Annotated in this window: 13 protein-coding genes and 1 pseudogene; 9 read left to right on the top strand and 5 right to left on the bottom strand. The window is 36.1% G+C overall.

Annotated elements, in window-relative coordinates; all coding sequences use genetic code 11:
• Positions 1–230: 230 nt before the first annotated feature.
• Entirely contained in the window at positions 231–2,627 is a 2,397-nt protein-coding gene (gene ppsA / locus EKM64_RS02455; RefSeq protein ID WP_125675230.1) for a phosphoenolpyruvate synthase, read from the top strand.
• A gap of 97 nt (positions 2,628–2,724) precedes the next feature.
• On the opposite strand, the gene EKM64_RS02450 is transcribed toward ppsA, so the two are convergent.
• Positions 2,725–3,702 (bottom strand): aldo/keto reductase, encoded by a 978-nt coding sequence (locus EKM64_RS02450; RefSeq protein WP_191988511.1) that lies wholly within the window; start codon positions 3,700–3,702, stop codon positions 2,725–2,727.
• A 122-nt stretch (positions 3,703–3,824) separates the two neighbouring features.
• Positions 3,825–4,853 carry a type I glyceraldehyde-3-phosphate dehydrogenase gene (gap, locus tag EKM64_RS02445; RefSeq protein ID WP_125675226.1) on the bottom strand — a complete coding sequence of 343 codons (1,029 nt, stop codon included), beginning with the start codon at positions 4,851–4,853 and terminating at the stop codon, positions 3,825–3,827.
• A gap of 124 nt (positions 4,854–4,977) precedes the next feature.
• On the opposite strand from gap, the gene EKM64_RS02440 reads away from it, so the two are divergent.
• A complete protein-coding gene (locus EKM64_RS02440; RefSeq protein ID WP_125675223.1) occupies positions 4,978–5,835 on the top strand; it encodes a LysR family transcriptional regulator in 858 nt (285 codons plus the stop codon).
• Positions 5,836–5,888: 53 nt separating this feature from the next.
• Here the strand turns inward: EKM64_RS02440 and EKM64_RS02435 are convergent, their stop codons facing one another.
• Positions 5,889–8,336: an L-type lectin family protein gene (locus tag EKM64_RS02435; RefSeq protein WP_125675221.1), complete on the bottom strand. Its 2,448-nt coding sequence runs from the start codon at positions 8,334–8,336 to the stop codon at positions 5,889–5,891.
• A gap of 573 nt (positions 8,337–8,909) precedes the next feature.
• Here EKM64_RS02435 and EKM64_RS02430 point away from each other — a divergent pair.
• The gene (locus EKM64_RS02430) at positions 8,910–15,377 is read left to right on the top strand and encodes an MBG domain-containing protein (protein ID WP_125675219.1); all 6,468 of its coding nucleotides are present in this window, start codon (positions 8,910–8,912) and stop codon (positions 15,375–15,377) included.
• Between the two features lie 178 nt (positions 15,378–15,555).
• Positions 15,556–15,753, top strand: a complete 198-nt coding sequence (locus tag EKM64_RS02425; RefSeq protein WP_125675217.1) for a type II toxin-antitoxin system HicA family toxin — start codon at positions 15,556–15,558, stop codon at positions 15,751–15,753.
• A 69-nt stretch (positions 15,754–15,822) separates the two neighbouring features.
• On the opposite strand, the gene EKM64_RS02420 is transcribed toward EKM64_RS02425, so the two are convergent.
• The gene (locus EKM64_RS02420; protein ID WP_164505272.1) at positions 15,823–16,965 is read right to left on the bottom strand and encodes an MFS transporter; all 1,143 of its coding nucleotides are present in this window, start codon (positions 16,963–16,965) and stop codon (positions 15,823–15,825) included.
• Between the two features lie 126 nt (positions 16,966–17,091).
• On the bottom strand, positions 17,092–17,754 hold the full coding sequence (locus EKM64_RS02415; RefSeq protein ID WP_125675212.1) for a metal-dependent transcriptional regulator: 663 nt from the start codon (positions 17,752–17,754) through the stop codon (positions 17,092–17,094).
• A 349-nt stretch (positions 17,755–18,103) separates the two neighbouring features.
• Between EKM64_RS02415 and EKM64_RS02410 the strand changes: the two genes are divergently transcribed.
• The 5 genes and pseudogenes from EKM64_RS02410 to EKM64_RS02390 all read left to right on the top strand — a co-directional run bounded on the left by EKM64_RS02410 (position 18,104) and on the right by EKM64_RS02390 (position 24,356).
• Entirely contained in the window at positions 18,104–18,544 is a 441-nt protein-coding gene (locus EKM64_RS02410) for a universal stress protein (RefSeq protein ID WP_125675210.1), read from the top strand.
• A 40-nt stretch (positions 18,545–18,584) separates the two neighbouring features.
• On the top strand, positions 18,585–20,168 hold the full coding sequence (locus tag EKM64_RS02405; protein ID WP_125675208.1) for an Nramp family divalent metal transporter: 1,584 nt from the start codon (positions 18,585–18,587) through the stop codon (positions 20,166–20,168).
• 57 nt (positions 20,169–20,225) lie between these two features.
• A complete protein-coding gene (yaaA, locus tag EKM64_RS02400; RefSeq protein ID WP_125675253.1) occupies positions 20,226–20,975 on the top strand; it encodes a peroxide stress protein YaaA in 750 nt (249 codons plus the stop codon).
• Between the two features lie 111 nt (positions 20,976–21,086).
• A complete protein-coding gene (locus tag EKM64_RS02395; protein ID WP_125675206.1) occupies positions 21,087–22,217 on the top strand; it encodes a GGDEF domain-containing protein in 1,131 nt (376 codons plus the stop codon).
• A gap of 153 nt (positions 22,218–22,370) precedes the next feature.
• Positions 22,371–24,356, top strand: a pseudogene (locus EKM64_RS02390) (glucose PTS transporter subunit IIA).
• Positions 24,357–24,363: the final 7 nt, after the last annotated feature.

Here is a 24,363-nt window from a genome sequence, read left to right as displayed (position 1 = left end):
AGTCAAAGCAAAAGCACCTCCAAGATTTATTTTCTCAGAAGTGCTCTTATTTATCTGTATCAAATTATATACTCAGTACCGATTGTGAGGTTTTTTTTATACACTAAGTCATTTTTATCCGCTAAACTCTTTTGCACTTTGCACATTGATGTTTTACAATTAAGTTGTAATTGTGAGCGCTTTCACAATTTATCTAATTTACTTTTTTAAACATAAAAGGAGGTAATTTCATGAATAGTCGCGATACAGCAAATGTTTTATGGTTCAACGAATTACATCGAGAAGATGTTAACTTGGTTGGGGGTAAATCTTCTTCATTGGGGGAGATGACCTCTTCCATGGATGTGCCAGTGCCTTACGGCTTTGCAACTACTGCTAGTGCGTACCGATATTTTATGCAAGAAACGGGTTTAAACGATAAAGTTAACGGACTGCTTAAGGGTATGAAAGATTACGAGGACTCAGACGAACTTCGTACAACCTGCAAGCAGATTCGTGATTTGATCGTTGGAGCCAAGATGCCAGCTGATTTGGCGGACGATATTAAAAAAGCCTATGCAGATCTTTCTAAGAAAATGGGGCAAGATGATCCATTTGTGGCAATTCGCTCTTCTGCCACAGCGGAAGATCTTCCGGATGCTTCATTTGCCGGTCAACAGGAATCTTATCTCAATATTAAAGGTGAAGACGATGTAGTTAATCGTGTTCAGGCTTGTTATTCATCACTATTCACCGATCGTGCTACTTATTATCGCCATAAGCAACAATTTCCATACGAAAAAGTGGCTTTATCAGCAGCTGTTCAAATGATGGTCTTTTCAAAAGCATCAGGAATCATGTTCTCAGTCGATGTTTCAAATGGTGATGATTCTAAAATCACTATCGATGGGATTCGTGGTTTAGGTGAATATATTGTATTAGGTAAAGTAACTCCAAATCATTTTGTTATTGATAAGAAATCTAAAAAAATTGTTGAAAAAAATGTCGTTAAACAAACTATTCAGTTGATGAGAGTCGCTGATGGAGGGACTGTTGAAAAACCAGTTCCAGAAGAATTACAGGATAAACAAGTTCTGACTGATGAACAAGTGATTGAATTAGCCGGATATGCACAACAGATCGAAGATCATTATGGTTGTTATATGGACATGGAATATGCTCTGGATACCAACACGAATCGTCTTTGGATCGTGCAAGCTCGTCCAGAAACAGTTTGGTCACAAAGTAAGAAGAACCATGATACTGATACTGGAGATGATAACGTGGTTGCTCAAGCAGATGCTAAAGTTGTTGTTCGTGGATTGCCAGCAAGTCCCGGCCTGGCTAGTGGGGTCGTGCATGTGATCGACGATCCAAAAGACATTGATCAATTCAAGAAGGGTGAAGTTTTAGTTACTTTGATGACATCACCTGATTGGGTACCAGCTATGAAGAAAGCCGCTGCTATTATTACTAATAATGGTGGTATGACATGTCACGCTGCAATCGTATCTCGTGAAATGCAGATCCCATGTATCGTTGGTACTGAAAGTAAACAACTTGCTGCAACGGATGCGCTCCATAACGGGGATGTCGTTACAGTTGATGCTAAAAACGGAGTCGTTTATCAAGGCAAAGTAGAAAGTCTATTAAAGAAAACTGACTCAGATAATCAGGCTGGTCAAGTAGTTGCCGCAGAGACATTTGCTCCAACCGCAACCGGAGTAATGATGAACTTAGGTGATCCTGATTTGGCCGACAAATATTCATCACTTCCAGCTGACGGAATTGGTTTGATGCGTGAAGAGTTTATTTGGACATCATATATTCATGAACATCCCCTATATTTGATCGAACAAGGACATCCAGAAAAAGTTGTCGATATGCTGGCTGATGGAATTTCTAAAGTTGCCCGTGCTATGGCACCAAGACCAGTCGTATTGCGTTTATCTGACTTTAAGTCCAGTGAATATCGTAATCTTAAAGGTGGAGATAAATATGAACCACAAGAACCAGCTGACTTATTAGGTTGGCGTGGGGCTTCACGTTACTATGATCCTAAATATATCAATGCCTTCAAACTAGAATTGGAAGCAGTTAAGAAAGTTAGAAATGAATTTGGCTTAAAGAATCTTAACATTATGATTCCATTCGTTCGTAAAGTTGAAGAAGCACAAAAGATTACTGAAATTATGAATAATCAAGGCTTAGTCAGAAATGCTGACTTTAAGGTCTATATGATGGCTGAAATTCCTTCAAATATTATTTTGGCTGATAAATTTAATGAATTTATTGATGGATATTCCATTGGATCTAACGATTTAACGATGTTATTACTCGGCTGTGATCGTAATAATGACACAGTAGCCGGACTATTTGACGAACGTAACTTAGCTGTTAAACGTGCCATTCGTCATTTGATCAAAGCAGCACATAAAGATGGTAAGACAGTTTCAATTTGTGGACAAGCACCTTCAGAATTCCCTGACTTTACAAACTTCTTGATTCAAAGTGGTATTGATTATGTTTCAGTTAATCCAGATATGGTTAAAGAAACAAAACGTAACGTTGCTCACTTTGAACAGAGAATTATGTTGGATAAAGCTACTGGAAATGGATTGATCGATCCTACTGATTATGAATGGTAGATAGAAATTAAGACCTCACGTTGTGGGGCCTTTTTTTTCGATATAAATCAAAAAGACATAACCTCGTAATATCGAGGTTATGTCTTTAATTTTTAAATTACCACAAATACTCAACTGGGTTCTTAATATACTCATTATAAACATCTTGAACTATTGCCATTTGATCTTTTGTAAGTGGAGCAAGATCTGCGGCAGATGTATTGCGTTCAATTTGGGTTGGATTGCTGGCACCTGGAATAACGGCTGAAACGGCATCATACATTAAGATATAACGTAATGCAGTAGCGGCCAATTGATCTGTACCTAAACGTTTCTTTAATTCATCGGCGGCTTTAACACCAGTCAAATAATCTACACCGGAGAACGTTTCTCCTTTATCGAAGTGTTGACCATTTCGATTATTATTACGATGATCTTCTGGAGCAAATTTTGTATTGGCAGTATATTTACCACTAAGAATACCACTAGCTAAAGGTACTCGTGCTAGGATACCGACATCTTGTTTCTTGGCTAATTCGAAGAACAATTTAGCCGGACGTAAGCGGAACATATTGAAAATGATTTCGATTCCAGCAATATTATAATCGAGAGCTTTAATACCTTCCTCAACTTTTTCTACACTGACACCATAATTACGGATTTTACCGTCTTTTTGCAAGCGATCAAGTTCGAAAAATGTTTCGGGTTGGTACAAAACATTAGTTGGAGGACAGTGCAATAGCACCATGTCTAATGAATCAAGTCCCATGTTTTGAAGTGATTCATCTACATAACGATCCAAATTTTTAGGGCTAAAATGTTCGGCTGACAGAGGTTCTTCTTTACGACCGATTTTAGTTGTGAAGTGCACATCGGGATGGAACTTCACAAATTTGCCTACTGCACGCTCACTAGCACCGTTTTGATAACCATCAGCGGTATCAAAGAAATTTACGCCTTTATCATATGCTTCAGCCAGTGTATCATCAGCATCTTTTTCATTAAAGGGAGCTCCCCATTTACCACCTAGTTGCCAAGTTCCAAGAGAAACTTCACTAATATTAAAACCAGTTTTACCAAATTTACGATATTGCATAATTTAGTACTCCTTTATTTATTAACTATTAATAGTATGTCACTTAGAGTTTAGTCTAGGTCAAGGCTATTCTAATTAAAAAAAGCTTAACCAATTTTATAAAAGGTTAAGCTAGTAGAGGATTAATCTAGGGATGCATATTTTTCAAGAGAGCGAATCATTTGAGCTGTGAAACCTGATTCATTATCATACCAGGCAACTGTTTTTACAACTTGACCAGCACCTGATCCAACGATTTGCGTTTGTGTTGGGTCAAAGATCGAACCGAATGAAGTTCCGATAACATCTGATGAAACTATCTCATCTGCATTATATCCAAATGACTTACTGTTTTCAGTGTATTTTTTGATCGCGGTATTTACTTCATCGACTGTTACTTCCTTATTCAAAGTTGCGACTAATTCTGTTACAGAACCTGAGATCACCGGAACACGTTGTGCATGACCATCCATTTTACCGTTTAGTTCAGGAATTACTAGACCTAAAGCCTTTGCGGCACCGGTTGAATGAGGAATAATATTTTGTGCTGCTGCACGTGCTGCACGAACATTGCCATTACGTTCTGGTCCATCTTGCAACATTTGGGTTGCCGTATAAGCATGAACCGTTGTCATTGAACCGGCATTGATACCAAATTCTTTATTAACAGCATTGGCAAGAAGGGCGATACAGTTAGTTGTACATGAACCCACTGATGCAATGTGTACATCGTTTGTCAAAGTATCTTCGTTAACTCCGTAAACTATTGTTGGCATTTTTCCTGAAGGAGCGGAGATCAAAACTCTTTTGGCTCCTGCATCAAGGTGAGCTTGAGCTTTTTCAGTTGATGTGTAAAAGCCTGTACACTCAAGAACAATATCGACGCTATCATTCTTGACCCATTTTAAATCTTGAGCGTTTTTTTCGGCATAGATAGGAATTTTTTTGCCGTCTACAATTATTGCATTGTCTTCATTTGTGATTGAATCAATTTTGAAATTGCCATGACCAGTGTCATATTTTAACAAATGAGCCAACATATGTGGGGATGTTAGATCATTGATAGCAACTACTTCAAGATCCGTTTTACCTTGATCTTGCAAAGTGGCGATTCTTCTGAATGCTAATCTTCCAATACGTCCAAATCCGTTAATACCAATTTTTGTTGTCATAATATTTCCTCCTGAATTAGGCTCTCTATTAACTTACAAGTACAGTATATGGTCAGCCTGATATATAATAAACTACGAGAATAAGAATGTAGATATATAAAATAACGATATCAAGAGGTTTACTATGAATATAGACACATTTAAAATGATCATTTCCATAGTTCAAACGGGAAGTATTTCAGGCGCTGCTCAACAATTAGGTTATGCTCAGTCGAATATTTCGGCTAGAGTTCATCAATTGGAGCAGGAATTAAATACTACTATTTTTTATCGTACTAATCGTGGTGTTATTCTGACTGATGCCGGAAAAAAATTTTATAAGCGTGCTATCAGTATTGTTGATTTGACTGAAGATACGATCAATCAACTTAAACATCCCAAAGTAATTGAAGGTAATTTAAGAATAGGAACACTGCAGTCTGCTTCAGAGACATTCTTACCTCCGATACTAACCAAATATTACCGTAAATTTCCTAAAGTCCGTCTAGCTATTGAAACAGGGAATCCGATGAACAATATCGATCGTGTTCTTGATTATGAGGCTGATGGAGCTGTAATCGGAGAAAATATTGACACTAGTGATCTTAATTCGATTCCCTTAGCTAAAGAAGAGTTGTGTTTAGTTTCTGCCGGTTCAGAAGTCCCTAATTTAAAAACAGCTTCTTTTCTAGTATTTACGACCGGCTGTATTTATCGTGAAGTCACTGAATTATGGTTAAAATCACAAGGAATATCAATTCATCATCCTATTGAATTCAATTATTTGGATGCCATTATGGCAAGTGTCTGCGCAGGCTTAGGTGTGAGTGTCGTTCCTAAGAAAATTGCAGATTCATTTGTCGAAAGACATTTATTGTATACATATGAACTTCCTAAGGAATTTTATACGATTCAATTGAACTTTATTTACCGAAAAGATCATTTTATAAATCGCCCGTTTGAAGAATTTATTAAAGTTATTACTAATGAATCAAAAATTTGAATAAAAAAAGATCCGTCACCAATTAAAATATTGGTGCGGATCTATTTTTTTGCTTAATTATTAGGTATAGCGTCGGATACAGTCCAAGTTAGGGTACCAGTATATGTGCCAACAGGGCTTATTCCTGACTGTTTTAAAAGTAATCCTGTATCGGAGGTCCAGTTACCTGAAATATTATTGGTTGTGGATGTGTCATATGAATTATCATTTGTTTCAACTTCGACTGGAGTAGTTCCTATTGTCATGTAATCTGATGCTGTATCTTTTTTATAGACTAAATTCATATTGTTATTGAGACTGTTACTACTATTATATAGTCCATTTGTTGTTACTGATAGGCTCCATGGCTCACGTAAGCTAGTAACACTTAGATCAAAAGTAGATTTTCGCTTAAGATAATCCGATTTGTTACCAAAATGGATATTCTGAAAGGCTAAACTATCGGAAACATTTAGGGATAAGGCTTTATTTGGTTTCACCGTAACATTGTAGGTAAGTGTATTAGATACCAGTCCGTTTGTTCTATCAATAGCAGTGACTTTTACAGGTTGAGTAGAGTCTAGTGGGAAGATATCCCAGAAACTATCACCCATACCTTCGATTACCTGTTTAATATCGATATTTGTGGAGGCCGTCGAACCACTTTCAATGTCTATATCTTGAGCGGCCATATAAGTATGATCGCCAACTTCAATTTTAAAGACAATATCAGAACCTTCAACACCACTGGGGGCGCTGCTACTGTAACCTAAATTAAGGTCTGGATTGAAATTAGAATCATCGTTCTTGTAAAGCAGATCATAATTGGTACTGGAATCAGTACCAAGAACTAAACTGTAATCCTTTTTTCCTGTAATAGTAAAGGCAGGGGAACTAGTCATAGCAATACTATTGGTACCAGTAAATGAAGCGGCAGCCTGTTTTACGTTGATATCACTAGTTGTATCGTTATTAGCTACCACTGAGATGGAAATAGTAGCTGAGCTATCTGCGCTATGCAAATCATAAGCTAAAGTAGCTTGAAGATTACCATCGGCATCTATATCGGCCTGGGTAATGATCTGCGTTTTTCCATCGGCATATTTGATAGTAGCAATATCTCCATTTGCATCAGGTGCTAAAGTTACGTTGCTAGGAATTTTTATTTTAGCGGCAACTGATTTCCAATCCTCATCACCTCGAATGTAACTAAGATTATAATCGAGTGAAAGTGCATCGCCGTTGGCAACATTTTTATCAGTGGCAGAATCCGTGATTTTTTTGTTTAAAGTCTTATCTGTTATTGAAGCACTGGCATCCGTAGTAGGTGATTCTGGAATTGAATCTAAAGCCACCAATTTAGTAGCAACACTTTTGTTAGTACCGTTGGAACCAGTAAATCCCCAACGAACCTTACCTGATGTCGTATTCAATTTAGTAGTATCAACGGGAATATCAGCAGTTGTTTGATACTTACTACTATTTTCTAGTCCGTCTTTACTAATGTCGTTGTAAACATAAGAAAGGGTCCCGTTATCAGATCCGCTCGGAGCAGGGGTCCAATTAATAGTTACGTGATGCCAAAAAACTGATTTACCCGTTATGGGGTCAATATCATCTACTAAATCGGCAGACTTAGAGGTTGAATGGACCATCACAGTTCCCTTATCGAATCCTGGATAATTACTTGCGGCAGCCGTGCCCGAAATATCAATTTGAAAGTATGTGCCCTCATATGCAGGATAGGTTACGGCAATATTACCGTAATTTCCAACGCTACCATACATTGTCTTCCCTGGTATTTCCAAAGAAGATGGAGGAACGGAACCCAATTGAGTATCGAAACCATTTTGCGAGTAATTTGTAGTTATTGGTAGGAGGGTAGTATTTACTTTAATAGGAACATTAGATGCGTTAAAAAGATTATTTTTCTCGGCATCAAATCCGAGTGCGACACTATTTTGGATAGCTGTTTTTTGAAGATAGGATGTGTCCTCGGCTATACTGTTAAATACATTCATAGCAGATCTGTCGTAACCATAAACGCCCATACCATCGTATCCAGCGCCAAGTGAGGCGATACCCCTACTATCATTTTGAAGAACGAAGGCAATACCCTCACTATTAATAGAAGCATCATTAGTAGCCGCCCCGAAGTATAGCCAAGCAGAAATAGTTTGTGGTTTATTTATATCAAATGTTTGGTTTGTAGACCAAATAGAGCCATTGGTGTTAGCACCATTGGCTAGAGAAACAATATTACCATTTGATGAATTAGCACCAGTCTTATCAACTACCTGCGCTGAGTTAGTAGTGTATGGAAACCCTGATGTTGGAGATACTGGGTTGGAGTTAGACATATAAGAACTAACGGCAATTCCGTTTGGGGCATCTTTTAAAACAGCTAGATCTGTGCTGCTCGTTAACGCAGCCGAAGCATTATTTGTGTTTGTCGTAAGAATAACAAAGATACTCATGAAAAAAAGTAGTTCCCATAAGCCTAATTTATATTTAGTTTTCATTAAATTGCCCCCCATCAAGAACAATTAAAATAAATTATTTTGCAATAATTTAACTATTTTATTATATCATCTCAAATGAAAATTTGCTAAGGATGAATCTTACGGCAAGAAGGGAAGATGTCCTTTCTGTTTAAACAATTATTTATAATTCTTAAAATGTTGATAATATTTAGGCATATGAATAATAATCACTGTTCTATACCATTTTTCATTGTGAATCGATGGTTTTTCATTTGTCAGATTTTAAAGTGTTGGGACAGTTCTAATCTTTGCCAAAAATTAAACCACAATATTTCAATATTATCTCATTATTACATATATCTCGTTGAATATTATCAAATTCTGAACTATATTATAATTGTCATAAATATTTTTATGAAAAGGACAACAAACCTTTTATTTATAACTGATTGGGGAATGATAAAAACATGATTATATCTGTATCATTCAAGAAATTGGTGAGTTGATCTATGGGGAATACATATATAAGAAATTATCAAAATATCAAAGTTAATTTAGGGAAAATAGATATAGTGTCAGCAATCTTAGCTGATTTAAAAGGGGATTTAAACTTTGAGACAAAAAGTAACCAATGGTGATGTTAAGAAGAGATTCATATTATATAAGGGACATACTGGATGGAAAATTAAGACGCGTATATTTGGCAGTTTATTGATAAGCTTTTCTGCGTTTGCAGTTGCTGAAAGTATCGGTAATGTTGATGTTCATGCTGCAGCGATTACGGATCAAACAACTATGTCTAACGGTGCGTCCGAGTCACCAACGCCAACGAAAAGCAGTTCAACTGCTCAAGTAACTACACAGGCTAGTACACAACAGACCACTGTCAGTCAGGCAACCGCTCAACAGCCAAGTACACAACAAAGCAATGTGACACAAGATGCAACTAGTGATGCCAAATATCCAGTGCTATCTCAAAATCAGAATGTAGATGTTGGAGCAGATACATCGCAGGTTGAATTAACATCTGATCAAGTTGCGGGACACTTTACTGCCAGTGTGGAAAATAGAAATAGTGCTGATAAAGATAATAATGCAAGCAAAAATATTGTTACTCAACCTATTGGATCAGATGGATCTATTTCATTAACTACAAACGATTATCATAATAATTATTCGTCATCAGGCACCGCAACTAGTTTGCAGGGACACCAAGCTGCCCATGTTTCTTTTGAACATGAAATTGACTTTAGTCATAACTTCTCTATGTCAGGAGCGTTAGGTATTGGTAGTAAAACTTCTGGTGGTGCTGATAGTGTTGGCTTTATTTTTGCTCCTGGAGATCCTTCCGAAGCTACTAAAGGTGGTTCAGGGGGATTATTAGGATTAGGTGGTTTGAGTAATGCATTTGGATTTGTTTTTGATGAATATGGGAATTCTAATTATTATGATCCTACTACGCCGTATGTCGGGTGGAGAACTACTGATTCAAGTGGTAACTTACAGAAAACTAGTTCAGGGGATTATAAGTCAGCAACCTCGATTGGATTAAAACGCAGTTCTAGCCCGATAAATGATTTTACGATGAACTACGATGCATCTACGCAGATGCTAACTGTTGTTTTAAGCGGACAAACTTTTAGCCGTAAAATTAATGATATCAGTACAGGTTATTCACTATCTGTTTCGGCTTCAACTGGTGGTAATTGTAATGATTATTCTGCCAAAATTGATAATTTCAGTTATACTCCTAAGACTATTCCGTTAACTGTTAACTTAGTTGATTCAGCGGACTCTGGTGCTTTGTTGGATAACACTAATGTAAAGGCCGTTGCCAATATCGGTGATACAATTTCAATTTTTTCAACTCAAGAGGCGGCAGCTCGTGCCGTGGCAATTGATCATGTTGATCCTTCGTTAGTGGCTGTTATCCCAGCTGATTCGGCGGGTAATATTTATTTGATTGATGGCGATCAAGTAGTTGCTAACAACAACGGGACTGTCCATTATATTGGTGGAGATACAAGTATAGGTGATAGTGCATATTACAGTTATACCGTTACTGATGCCGATAATCAGAGTATGACGGTTCCAGTTAGACTAGCTTTTACAGCTCAAGTAACCCCAGTTGATTCTAAAACTAATCAACCTATTGCTGGACTACAGCCTGTTACAGTTGTCGCAGTGGCGGGTAAACCGGTTTTGGTTCAAATTCCAGGATATACGGCAACGAAGGTTACATTGGCTGCACCAACCGATGGTAGTGCCATTGCACAAGATACTTTACCGATCGATCAAGGGACCACTTCTACAGATTCCAATACGACAACTGATACATCCCAGCCGATTGGACATTACTATACGGGAACTGGTAAAACAATCGATGGGCAGACGGTTATAGATAACGTCACGGTCGGAACTGGACAATCGATTTCTGATGATTTAAGCAAGCAGACTTATCAAGATGCCAAAGGTAATCCAATTAATAGTGGTGGTAAAACTGGAATTAATAGTGATGATTATTATTGGTCTGATGTTGGTAATGCTAATGCAACTGACTCATTAGACGAAACCAAACCTCAAGCTAGTGATAGTATCCTATTGCCAACCACAGCGACATTAGATTATTGGGAACAACAGGCTACAACTAACCAAACGAATGCTGACAATTATAAACAACAAGCACAAACTATGTATGATTCATTTGTGGGTCTATCCGGGTTAACTGCCGATCAAAAAACTGCGGCAGATCAATTGTTACAATCCGTTGTTGATATTTATGCAAAAGTTTCTGATACAAATGGTAAGGCTAAGACTGCCTTTGAAAGTGCCAAAACCGCAACCGTTGCGAATGATATTTTTAACGACGGTCAAACAGGTTATACAGATTTGGAAGCAGTTAAAAACTTACTGATCAGCTTCCAGGATGATTTAGGTGCTTTAAAGACTACTAATCAAGATGCACAAAATAGTTTGGCAACTTTTAGTTCATGGCAAGTTCCATATGGAACTTCCGATATAGGTCATCCCACAGTCAGTTTTGGTCAAGATTTTGGTACAGTTTCAAATACACAAACTGATGAGTTCTTTAATGATCCTACTAATTATCAATACTTTACTTTCGAGGCCTCAGGTTCCAGTGATACACCAGTTACGCCTAAGGATGCTGGTCAATATATTTTTAAACTAACTGATTCTGGACGTGCCAATTTGAAGAGCTGGAGTACAAGTGATAATGCTGGACTTTATGTTTCTGGTGTCTTGACGATCACACCTAAAGATGTTGTGGTCAATACTAATAACGAAACTGTTATTTATGGTGATACACCAACCCTTAGTGGTGATTTAGATAGTATTTCTAATGGCGATAATGATTTTGAAATATTTGATAATAGTGCAAATAAAGTAGTTACAGCTTCACAGCTACAAGCAGGTGGTAACTACTCAATACGCTATACAGCCCAGGCACAAGCTGATTTGAAAAAAAACGATAATTATAATATTACTGCTTTCAATACTGGTGTCTTGACGGTCACTCCGAGACCATTAACAGTCAAGGCTCCTCAAAATATTGGTAAGACTTATGGTGATACTAGTGAACCAGCAATAAATGGAACAACGACTGATTTAGTTAATGGCGATACTTTGAACGGAATAGGCGTGAAATTAGTCCGTGCTGCGGGTGAAAATGCTGGTAAATATACTATTGATCAAGATGCTTCCTCTAAGTTGAGTAGTAATTATACTGTTAAGATAGAAACCGGAACTTTCATTATTGCTAAAAAGCCAGTTGAAGTTACGGCCGCAAACAGTAGCAAAGTTTATGGTGGAGATGATCCGACTGAATTCGCATTAACTCCGGATTCTTCCAGTGTACTAATGAATGGAGATTCTATTGACAAATTAGGTGTAACTTTGACGAGAGCAACTGGTGAAGATGTTGGAGATTATGCAATTAACGGAAGTGCCACTAACAGTCAAAATTATGATGTAACAGTTGATCCTGGTATATTTACCATCAATAAAGCTCCAGTAACCATCACTATTGATCCAATCTCAATGACGTATGGTGATACACCAACATTCACTGATAAAATTGATACTAGTAGTGCTACTTTAGAGCAGAATGATTTTGAAATTGTCGACAAATCTGGCAATGTTGTAAGTTCTAATTTACAAGTTGGTGAAGAATACACGGTTAAATTAAAACCAGGTGTTATTGATAACTTGAACAAAACAAATACCAATTATAGTTTTACAGAACCTGAAGGGGCTAAACTCACTGTAGATCCACGATCCATCGTAGTTACAGCGGGAAATGCCGATAAAAAATATGGTGAATCTGATCCAAACTTTACATTAACAAGTGATTCAGCAAAAGAATTGGTAAATAATGACACATTAGCTCAATTGGGCGTTGTTCTAAAACGTGAAGCTGGAGAAAATGTTGGTACATATTCAATTGGACTTGATTCAACGTCATCAACTGTGAATAAGAATTATGATATCAAGGTTAATCCTGGGACTTTCACCATTAATGTTTTGCCAATTACTGTTAAAGCCGCTGATAATGGGAAAATATATGGACAAACTGATCCAGAATTAGCTTTAACAAGCGATTCAGCAGCAGGTTTGGTAAACAATGACGATCTATCAAAATTAGGAATTAAATTGATTCGTGATGATGGCGAAAAAGCCGGATCATATATGATTAAATTGGATCCATCTTCAATTTTGAATAAGAATTATCAAATCACGGTTGATACCGGAATATTTACTATCGATCCAGCAGGGGCAGAAATAACTATTGCACCTACTGAAGTTACTTATGGCGATACTCCAAAATTTGACAGTTTCATAAATATTAATGGTACTACCAATTCACTTGAACAAAGTGACTACGAAGTCGTCGATCCAGACAACAATATAGTTGATTCCGATTTACAAGTTGGTACAGATTACAGTGTTAGATTGAAGTCAGGTGCTCTGGATAAGCTGCATGTAGCAAATCCTAACTATAATTTTGCAGAAGCAAAAGCAGCCAAACTTACTGTGGTTGCACGTCCAATAATAGTTACGGCTGATAACGCAAGTAAATACTATGGATCAGATGATCCTACAAACTTTACATTAACAAGCGATTCGGCTAATGGCTTGGTCAATGGAGATACAGTGGCTCAATTGGGCATTGTTCTAAAACGTGAAGCTGGAGAAAATGTTGGTACATATAGCATTGATATGGATTCAACAAAATCAAAGCTGAACAAAAACTATACATTCACGATTAACTCTGGGACATTTTCGATTGCTAAAAAATCTGTAATTGTTACGGCAGCAGATAATAGTAAAATTTATGGTGATAAAGATCCGGATTTAGTTTTAACTGATGATTCAAAGAATGTTCTTGTTCCAGGTGATACGATTGACAAATTAGGTGTTACTTTAACCCGTGTTGTTGGTGAAAGTGTGGGGGACTATGCAATTAACAGTAGTTCAATTAACAGTCAGAATTATGATGTCAAAGTTAATGCTGGTAAGTTTACTATCAAACAAGCTGGTGCAAGTTCGACAATTCAACCTGTTACTGTAGTTTACGGTGAAACTCCTAATTTTGTTGATACAGTTAGTGTTGGTAAGACAACATTTGCACAGAGTGATTTTGAAGTTATTGATCCTATCGGAAATGTAGTGAATACTACTTTACAAGCTGGCGAAGATTATTACAGAGTTCGATTAACCGACACAGCAATTGCTAGATTAAAGTCTGAGAACCCTAACTATGATTTTGGTACGATAACGCCAGCTAAATTAAATGTAGAAAAACGTCCAGTTACTATTTTGATTGATAATCAAAATATTTATAAAGGTGACGATGAACCTCAAAATAAAGCTACAGTTAAAAATCCTAAAATAGGCGACGACAATTTAATTTCAACTTTGAATTTGAATTATGATGAACCAGATTCTTCAACTGTTGGAACGTACGATATCACCGCATCTAGTTCTGATCCGAATTATGATGTTACGGTCATTCCTGGTAAATTAACAATCTTAGGTAGGGATGTTGATAAGGACGGAAACGTTACGATAACCGAAAAAGATAAAGATGGTAATGTTGTTAAAATAACAAAGCAGTGGAATGATGACGGTAATAAGGAAACGGTTTATGTTAATGATCCGAAAACCGGTACTAAGACTGTTACTGAATCTAATGATGGCAAAACACTAGGTCAACAAACTGTTGATCCAAGTAAGAAGACGATCCTTCCGGATAATGATGGAGCTGCAACTGTTGTAATTATCGATGATTCTGGTGAACCTAATATTATCCATTATCAATCTGATCCTGATAAAGACGGATTGACTAGTGCCGATGAGTTGATCAAATATGAAACTGATCCTTTGAATCCAGATTCAGATGGTGATGGAATAAATGATGGTGATGAAGTTAAAAATCACACTGATCCATTAGTTCCTAACTATCCAGATACTGGTGATACTGCTAAGGTAGTAATGAAGAATCAAACCGTTGGTACTACCACACAGAGAGTTAAGCTTTATGATAAAGATGGCAAATTAATTGCTGACAGAATATTAGGTGTAAATACTGATTGGCGCAGTGATGAAGAATATACTTTAAACGATATTCTTTATTACCGTGTTTCAACTAATGAATTCGTTAGAGCAAGTGATGTTTATCTGTATTTTTATCAAAGTCCAACTCTTGTTAGGGTATATAATAATGAGATCGGTAATCTGATCGATTATACTGGTTCACCTGTAAGTCGCAGTTTGAAACCAAGTTCAGAGTGGAAAACAGATAGAATAGCCGTTATAAATGGTCAAAACTATTATCGTGTTTCAACAAATGAATTTGTTCCGGTCGAAAAAGTATATGAATATTTAGACTCCGATACTGATATAACAACTGATGCACCAACAACGGTCTATGATGAACGTGGCAGTCAAACTGGAGTACTTCTTCCAGCTAATGCTGCTTATAAAGTGGATAAAGTCGTAGTTATCAATGGTGTTGTGTACTATCGTGTTTCAACTAATGAATTTATTAAAGTGGTATAAAAAAGGATAGGCTTTACTCTTAATGGTCATTTATAATAACCGGCAAGATAAGTCTAATGCTTTTATAGCACATGACTTATTGTGTTACAATTAATGCCTGTGATAGTTAGATTTCACACAAATAATGCAATTCTACTTATATTATGAAGGTAGTTTTGCGGAAATCTAAGGAAATAAAATGGCAATGAAACCTCAAAAAATCGTTAAGTTATTAAGACAGAACGGGTTTATAGAAAAATCCCAAAAGGGGTCTCATTTGAAAATGTACAATCCAAAAACTAATGTAACAGTTCCAGTTCCTATCCATCATGATAAGGAATTAGAACATGGTATTGAGAGTAAGATACTAAAGCAAGCTGGGATTGAACAATCCTAATGAGAATAAAAAAATGGTTGCTACAAGGAATAATTAATTTCTTGTAACGGCCATTTTTGCATTTAGATGTTAGATTTTCTCTTTTTTATTAGTAATTTTAAGTCCGATGATAATGGTTGATCCCATCAAAATTGCTATGATGATTAAAGTTATATTCCAAGTCTTGAAATTATCAAATAATCGACCAAAGACAAAAGGCCCGATTGCCGCTAAAAGATATCCTAATGATTGTGCTAGAGCAGATCTATTAGCAATTTTATTAATATCGGTACTACTATTAGAAATAAGATTTAGAGCGACACTAAAGATCAGTGATGCAGTGAATCCCAAAATGATTGCTGAGATCCACCAACCAAAGTGAGAAACCATGAGAAAGCTAATTCCTAATAAATAACCGCTAGCCAAAATGCCAAATAGTAGTTTCTTATTAGTAATGAAGTTCATCATTAATGCAGCGGGGATACCGATAAATTGAAAGACTGACAATAAAATGCCAGCTTCGTCTGCTGAAGCGCCTAAACTTTGATAAATTGCAGGTAACCACGTGATAAGACTGTAGTAGATCAGTGATTGAAGTCCCATAAATAAAGTCAGAACTTGAGCAGTTTTATCAGTGATCAGAGTTTTTAAAATCCCATCATGAGATGTATCGTCAGTATCTCTTGTAGATAATGATCTTACTAGTAGGGCAACAATAAATGTCAAAATAGCTGGAATAGCAAATCCACGCATAACATTTGCCCAGCCCAATATATGTGTTAAAGGTATGGCAACTGCAGCTCCCAATGAACCGCCGACATTCATAGTGACTGCATAGTAACTAGTTAATCTGGTTACCGTAGTTGAGTCGGTGGATACTTGAGTGATCATAATTGGAATTAAGACGTTCAATAAGGCGATTGCCATGCCAATTATAACGGTGCTAAAAAGTAAGATCGTTACATTATAGGGACGAGTTAAATTAGCAATTGTTAGTAGTCCTGTAGAGGTAAGCAATAAAGATTTTAAACTTATCGTTCTATTTAACCATGTCGTAATAACTGCGCCTATGGAAAAACATAACAGTGGGATCGTCACAAGTAGCGCTGTTATAGAACTACCAACTTTCAATGCATTTTGGATGCTCGAAAAAATAGGCGTAACGGCCGTTATAGATAATCTTAGGTTTATAGCGGTCAGTAATATTAGTAATACTTTTTGATTTTTGTACAAAAAAAACACTCCTTAGGCTATTCCCGCCTAGTAGAAGTGTTACTAGTGACATGACAAATAATAATTTGCTATCGGAATATTAATTTCTTACATCGTACAATGATTTCTATAAGTTGACAAGTTAAATCATTCAACTATTATATTTGATTTCTCAGTTATTCTAATTGAGTTTGCCAAAATTTCAGGTAAAAGTTGTTTTGTTTTAGTCCGTGAATTATAAATTACGACCATACCTTCAATGACATTCAATACTTCAATAATGTCATTGAGTTTAATATCAACAGTTTCTAAAAGGCCCAATATGTAATTATCCTCCGCAAAACTTTGGATGATATATTTTTGGTCTTTTTTTAATTCATCAGTTAGGGTGAGGGGGATTCTCTTAATGGTTTTAGAATTATTGGGAATCACATTACCGTGCGGACAAAATTTAGGGTAATCCAAGTAAGTATTCAATTTTTTAATAAAATGGGCACTCACTGCGGTTGACAATATGTCAGCTTCTTTATGACATTCACCTAGTGAATAATCCATCTCTTTAACTAACCAAATTTCGATTAACCGCTGTTGCTGTATATATGGTTTAAGTAAATCAATGCCCTTTTGAGTCAGTTGTGTTCCGTAATATCTTTTGTAAGATAACAGATCTGTATTTTTAGCGATACTTTTAGTCCGTTCAGTTACTGAGGCGTTGCTTAATTGAGATTTTTTCGCAATGTCACCGTTACTGACAGTATGTAAGAAGCCGCCTAGTTCGTATATTAGTTTCAGAAAATTTAAGTCGCTCATTATTAATCACCAGAATGTTTTTTGATACTTCAATCATATTTTGAGTGGGTTTTACTGTCAACTATAAATTAGCCAAACCTAACTATATCAGTTAATTTGAAAAATATTTTTTGGAAAATGAATCAAATATGACATATTGATTATATTACATAAGCCTATTTGAAGCGATTGCCGAATAATATTTTGTTGATTACACTTAAAATTAAATGCTTTTGAATTGACAAAGGCACCGTTTTTAATTAAAACAATTAGGTGAATAATAAAAAATATATTGTTAATGAGACCTAAAAAAAACTTTACAGATCATTAATTTGGATTAGAATAAGAAACGTAGAAAGGAGTAAGTCAAATGTCAAAAAATAAAAATACTTTCAAAAGGGTTTTGGTCGGTGTTGATGATTCTGATGATGCACAATTAGCATTCAGATATGCAATGAGACGTTGTATCAATGATGATTCAACTATGATCATTACTTCAATTTTGGAAAATGATGAAATGAATGTTTATCAAGCACTGACCAAAGATTATGTTCATGGGGAACGAAAAGAGCTTGAGGAACATATCAAAGAATATCGTCAAGTTGCTTTGGATGCTGGTGTTAAACAGGTTGAAATGTTTATCGCTGAAGGTGATCCTGGTGAAACTATCGTTAAGCAGGTTATCCCTGATACTGAGGCTGATTTATTGGTTATCGGTTCGCTATCTAAAAAAGGTATTAGAAAATATTTTGGATCACAGGCTGCCTATATGGCCAAGCATTCACCAATTTCAATCATGATTGTTCGTTGATAATTGAATATCGTAATTTTGTACTAAAGGGAGATTATTTATGGCAAAGGAAAATGAACCACGTAAGCATAAACTGATTCAATATGCCAATGGTCCTTCACTAGAAGAGATCAATGGTACAGTTTCAGTACCAAAGGATAAAGGTTTTTTCAAAACATTATTAGCTTATTCCGGACCAGGTGCTTTAGTCGCAGTTGGTTATATGGACCCAGGTAATTGGTCAACATCAATCACTGGTGGTCAAAATTTTCAGTATTTACTAATGTCAGTTATTCTAATTTCTAGTTTAATTGCCATGTTATTGCAATATATGGCAGCTAAACTAGGAATTGTAAGCAGTATGGACTTGGCGCAAGCCATTAGAGCCAGAACGAGTAAGGCATTAGGAATTGTTTTATGGATTTTAACAGAGTTTGCCATCATGGCTACTGATATTGCTGAAGTTATTGGTGCCGCGATTGCTTTATATCTGTTGTTCCACATTCCACTAATAATTGCGGTTTTTATTACCGTATTAGATGTTTTAGTATTGCTATTATTAACCAAAATTGGATTCAGAAAAATCGAAGCAATTGTTGTCTGCTTGATTTTAGTTATTTTATTCGTATTCGTTTATCAAGTTGCACTTTCTAACCCTGACTGGGGAGGCGTATTTAAGGGCTTGATCCCAACGCCTAGAACTTTCTCAAGTAGTGAAAAAATTGCTGGTATGACACCATTGAGTGGTGCCTTAGGTATTATTGGTGCTACTGTTATGCCTCATAATTTGTACTTGCATTCAGCTATTTCACAGACTCGTAAAGTTGATCATAATGACGAAGAATCAGTTGCTCAAAATGTCAGATTTTCCGCATGGGATTCAAATATTCAATTAACAGCTGCCTTCTTTGTTAATGCTTTACTATTGATCATGGGTGTTGCTGTATTTAAGACTGGTGCTGTTAAAGATCCATCATTCTTTGGATTGTATGAAGCACTATCAGATACATCAACAATGAGTAATAATATTTTGATCGGTGTTGCTAAATCCGGTATCCTCTCAACATTATTTGCGGTTGCATTGTTGGCATCTGGTCAAAATTCAACTATTACTGGTACACTTACTGGACAAGTTATTATGGAAGGTTTTGTCCACATGAAGATGCCTTTATGGTTGAGAAGATTAGTAACACGTTTGATTTCAGTTATCCCAGTTTTGATTTGTGTTATGTTAACTAGTGGTAAGAGTGCTATTGATGAGCACACCGCATTAAATAATTTAATGAATAATTCACAGGTATTCTTGGCGTTTGCTTTACCATTCTCAATGTTGCCACTTTTGATGATGACAGATAGTGAAATGGAAATGGGTCACAGATTTAAGAATAGTTTGTGGATCAAAATATTAGGTTGGTTCTCTGTTGTTGCATTAACAATTTTAAATTTGATCAGTTTACCAGATCAAATATTAGCATTTTTCGGCGATCATCCAACTGCCGGTGATTCAGATATTTCAAAAATCATTGCATATCTGCTGATTTTAGCTGTTTTGGCATTATTAGTTTGGACAGTTGTCGATTTGCATCATGGTAACAAACGACTAGCGGAACAAGTTAAAAAAGAAAAATTTGATGCTGCAGAATAAATTATTAAGATTACACATCTATTGTGTGATCTTATTTTTTTGTCTAAAATTAGATTCATGAAGATAATAATTGCTCCAGCAAAAAAAATGATTGTTGATACGGATACTTTTAATTATGAACAGCTTCCAGAATTCTTAGACTCAAGTCGATTAATTCTATCTGAAATGAAGAAATTGGACTATAAAGAGGCCAAGATACTCTGGAAATGTAGTGATAAATTGGCAAGAAATAACTTTGAATGGTTACAAAAAATGGAGTTAAATAAGCATTTAACTCCCGCATTGATTGCATTTAGCGGAATTCAATATCAGTACATGGCGCCAGACTTATTTACTGAACCAGCACTTGATTATGTTCGAAAAAATTTACGGATCTTGTCAGGATTTTATGGGATTTTGCGTCCATTTGACGGAGTTGTTCCATACCGATTAGAAATGCAATCTGAATTAGAGGTTCCAGGATTCAAGAACTTGTATAACCTTTGGGGATCAAGAATTTATCAGGCATTATCAAGTGATTCAGAACCTATAGTTAACTTGGCTTCCCAAGAATATGCTAAGACTGTCACACCGTATTTATTGTCAGGCCAAAGATTTGTCACAGTTGTCTTTGGAAGTATTGTTGATGGAAAATTAAGGACTAAGGCCACTCTGGCAAAGATGGCACGTGGTGAGATGGTTCGATTTATGGCAGAAAATAATATTAAAGATATTAATGAAATAAAACAATTTGATAATCCAGATTGGCAATTTTCTCAACAGGATTCAATTGATGAGCGGATTGTATTTATCCATCAAAAACGGTAAGGATCATTAGACTCTTTATTTATAGCTCTGATTAGCATATGATAAGATTTATCGTATTAAATAGTATATATAATATTTTTACAATAAATTTTTATGAAGAAGGGTTGATAGATGACATGGTCTGATTGGCAACTACCGCCATTTGTGACAAGTGTGTTCTTTGTTCTAGGCGTTCTTACCTTGTATTGGGTCACATTTAATTGGATTTCTTCTTGGGTACATTCTAGACGGATCAATATTTCAGACGATACAATAAGTACATGGTATGGCGTTATTTATATGTTGATTTTTGTATTCAGTATTCAAACGCTAGTTGTCGGTAAAGGTGACTCGTGGCAATTCATGAATTTCCAGTTAATTGCAATTACTTTTTGTGCGTTTTTTTTAAGTATTCATGTTCCGTATTACTTTTTCTTTCCTATAGTATTAGTTTATATGGTTTTTAATCAGTCGATCGGATATTGGCAATCATGGGGACACGCTATAACATTAATGGCTTTCTTTTGGACATTAAACATTGTCAGATTAAAATTTCATAATAATCGATATGAACCTATTATATATATGTTAACGGTAATTAGTTTTGGAGGTCCATTATGGATCTGGATGAAGTTGAAATTTGATTTTGTTTGGGGAACATTTTGGCAAGAATGGCTTTATCTTATCATTTTTGAAGCATTGCTATATGTTTATATAACTATGCTTTCTAATGATACTGAGTTGAAACTTAGATTGGCCAAATTTGCTAGTCATGATGCTTTAACAAAAACGGAGAATTTTGCCGCATATACTGATGATATTAAATATTTATTTGAAGAAAGCATGCAAAATGGTCAAGCACTGTCGATGATGATGTTTGATATTGATCATTTTAAAATGATAAATGACACTTATGGTCATTTGGCTGGTGATCAAGTGTTACGTCAAGTCTCGTCGGTCGTACAAGTTGTTTTATCTGCTAACGATCCTAAAGTGAAGTTCTATCGAACTGGTGGTGAAGAATTCAATATTATTTTCCCTGGTTACGATGTTGAAGAAACAAAAACAACTGTTAATCAAATTTTCACTGCCATTAATCATTTGGAAGTTAAGTCTGAGACATATAACATCAAAATTTCTATCTCGGTTGGAGTATCAGAAATAACGGCCGATGATAAATCATCAATTGATTTTTATAATCGAGTGGATCAGAACCTTTATCATTCCAAACGTAATGGGCGAATGCAGATAACTATAACTTAATAATTATTTTAAGATCTCTGGTATATGAGGTCTTTTTTTATTTGTTTAAACAAGTTATACAAAATTCATAAAAAAAATTATTCAAATATGATGTTTAAACATCTTTCAAATATAGTATCTTATAAGTAAATAAGAACTAGGAGGTGTTTAAACATGAAAGGCACGACAAATATGCTTTCTCCAGTAAGTGGTGAACTTGTAAATATTGCTAAAGTTCATGATCCCATGTTCTCTGAGAAGGCTATGGGTGATGGCTTTGGAGTCATGCCCGATGATAGCAGGATTGTTTCTCCTGTTTCTGGAAAGATTGTTTTGATTGCAAGTACTAAACATGCTATTGGTATCGATACGGATAATGGGATGGAAATCCTGATCCATATGGGTGTTGATACAGTCGATTTAGATGGTGAACCTTTTAATATCCTTATAAAAGAGGGAGATGCTGTCGAGGCTGGTCAACAAATCGCTACAATGGATATTGCTATGATTAAAGCAGCTGGTAAAGTAACCGATGTTATCGTAGCAATTACCAATACAGCAATGGTACTTAAAGAAATCAATATTCACCCCGGTAAAGTTCAGGCTGGAGATTCGGCCGCCACGGTCAGTTTATTAGCACAAGGCGAAAAGGATCTTGATCAAGCATCAAGTAACAAAAAGGTCGATTTTGATATTTTGGCCCAGGATATTATCAAGAATATTGGTGGCGCCGAAAATGTAGATAATGTTATTCACTGTATAACTCGGGTTCGCTTTTATTTAAAGGATGAGTCTAAGGCCAATGATGAAGTAATCAAAAATTTAAATGGTGTTTTGGATATTGCAAAGGCCGGAGGTCAATACCAAGTTGTTATTGGACCTGCGGTTGAAGATGTATTCGATGCTGTCGTTGATCATCTTGGTCCAGGAATTGGTACTAATGATAATGAAGCCAAATCTAAGAAAGAACCGGTTCCAAAAGGAATTTGGCCCAAAACAAAATACTATTTCAGTTCTTTGATTGGTGTTATAACAGCCAGCATGATGCCTGTTATTGGATTGCTAGCTGCTGCGGGTATTTTAAAAGGACTATTGTCTTTGATCGTATCGGCCAAATGGTTATCGGCCACAAGTTCTACTTATATGATCATTAATGCGATGGGCGATTCAGTATTTTATTTCTTACCAATATTGGTAGGATTTACTGCCGCCAAGAGATTGGGTGCAAATCAGATAATAGTTGGAGTTATCGGTGGTGTCTTGGCATATCCGACCCTAGTCCAATTGGCATCCAAAACTAGTACTGTACAAATGAATATGAACGCTGATTTCTTTGGTATTCCGATTCACGTCGCTAATTACACTTATTCCATTTTTCCAATGATCGCGGCCGCATGGATAGCATCGATCATTGAGCCATGGCTAAAGAAACGTATTCCAGCTACGATTAGAATGATTGTTAGTCCATTGATAGAGGTATTCGTAGTCAGTGCTATTATCCTAGTTATCGTTGGACCTATTATTACAGTAATGAGTTCATATCTTGCTATGGGTATCGTGGCACTACTTAAATTCAGTCCAGCTATATCGGGTTTGATTATTGGTGGATTTTATCAATGTCTGGTTATTTTCGGATTGCATTGGGCCGTTATTCCAGTCGTTGCCAACCAGATTGCTACAACTGGACATAGTGCTCTGAATGCTATTATTTCTGCAACAATGGTTGCCCAAGGTGCTGCCGTTCTGGCGGTTTTCTTCAAGACTAAGAAGAATATAGGTATGAAACAAATTGCTGGTGCAGCAACCATTTCGGCCTTTGCCGGTATTACAGAACCTGCTATGTACGGTATTAATTTGAAGTATGGTCGTGTTTTTTGGACAGCCAATATTGGTGGAGCAATTGGTGGTCTATTAACAGGTTTACTTCACGTCGATATGTGGGGCTTTGCTGGATCATTGATCGGTTTTGCTTAATTTATCAATCCTAAAGGGATAGACAGTAGTTTCACTGGATTCTTAATTGCTTCATCAGTTGCACTTGTGGTGTCATTTACATGTACTTACTTCTTCGGATTTAAAGAGCAAGACTTAGAAGAAAGTATTCATGCGGTTGATAAAGTAAGACTAGGAAGCCGTGAACCAGTAGTAAAAGATGCTTAATTTTAAT

The organism is Companilactobacillus keshanensis (genome assembly GCF_003946205.1).
Taxonomy (GTDB): Bacteria; Bacillota; Bacilli; order Lactobacillales; family Lactobacillaceae; genus Companilactobacillus; species Companilactobacillus keshanensis.
Note: the sequence above shows the minus strand (reverse complement) of the source record. Positions and strands in the feature narration are given on the sequence as shown.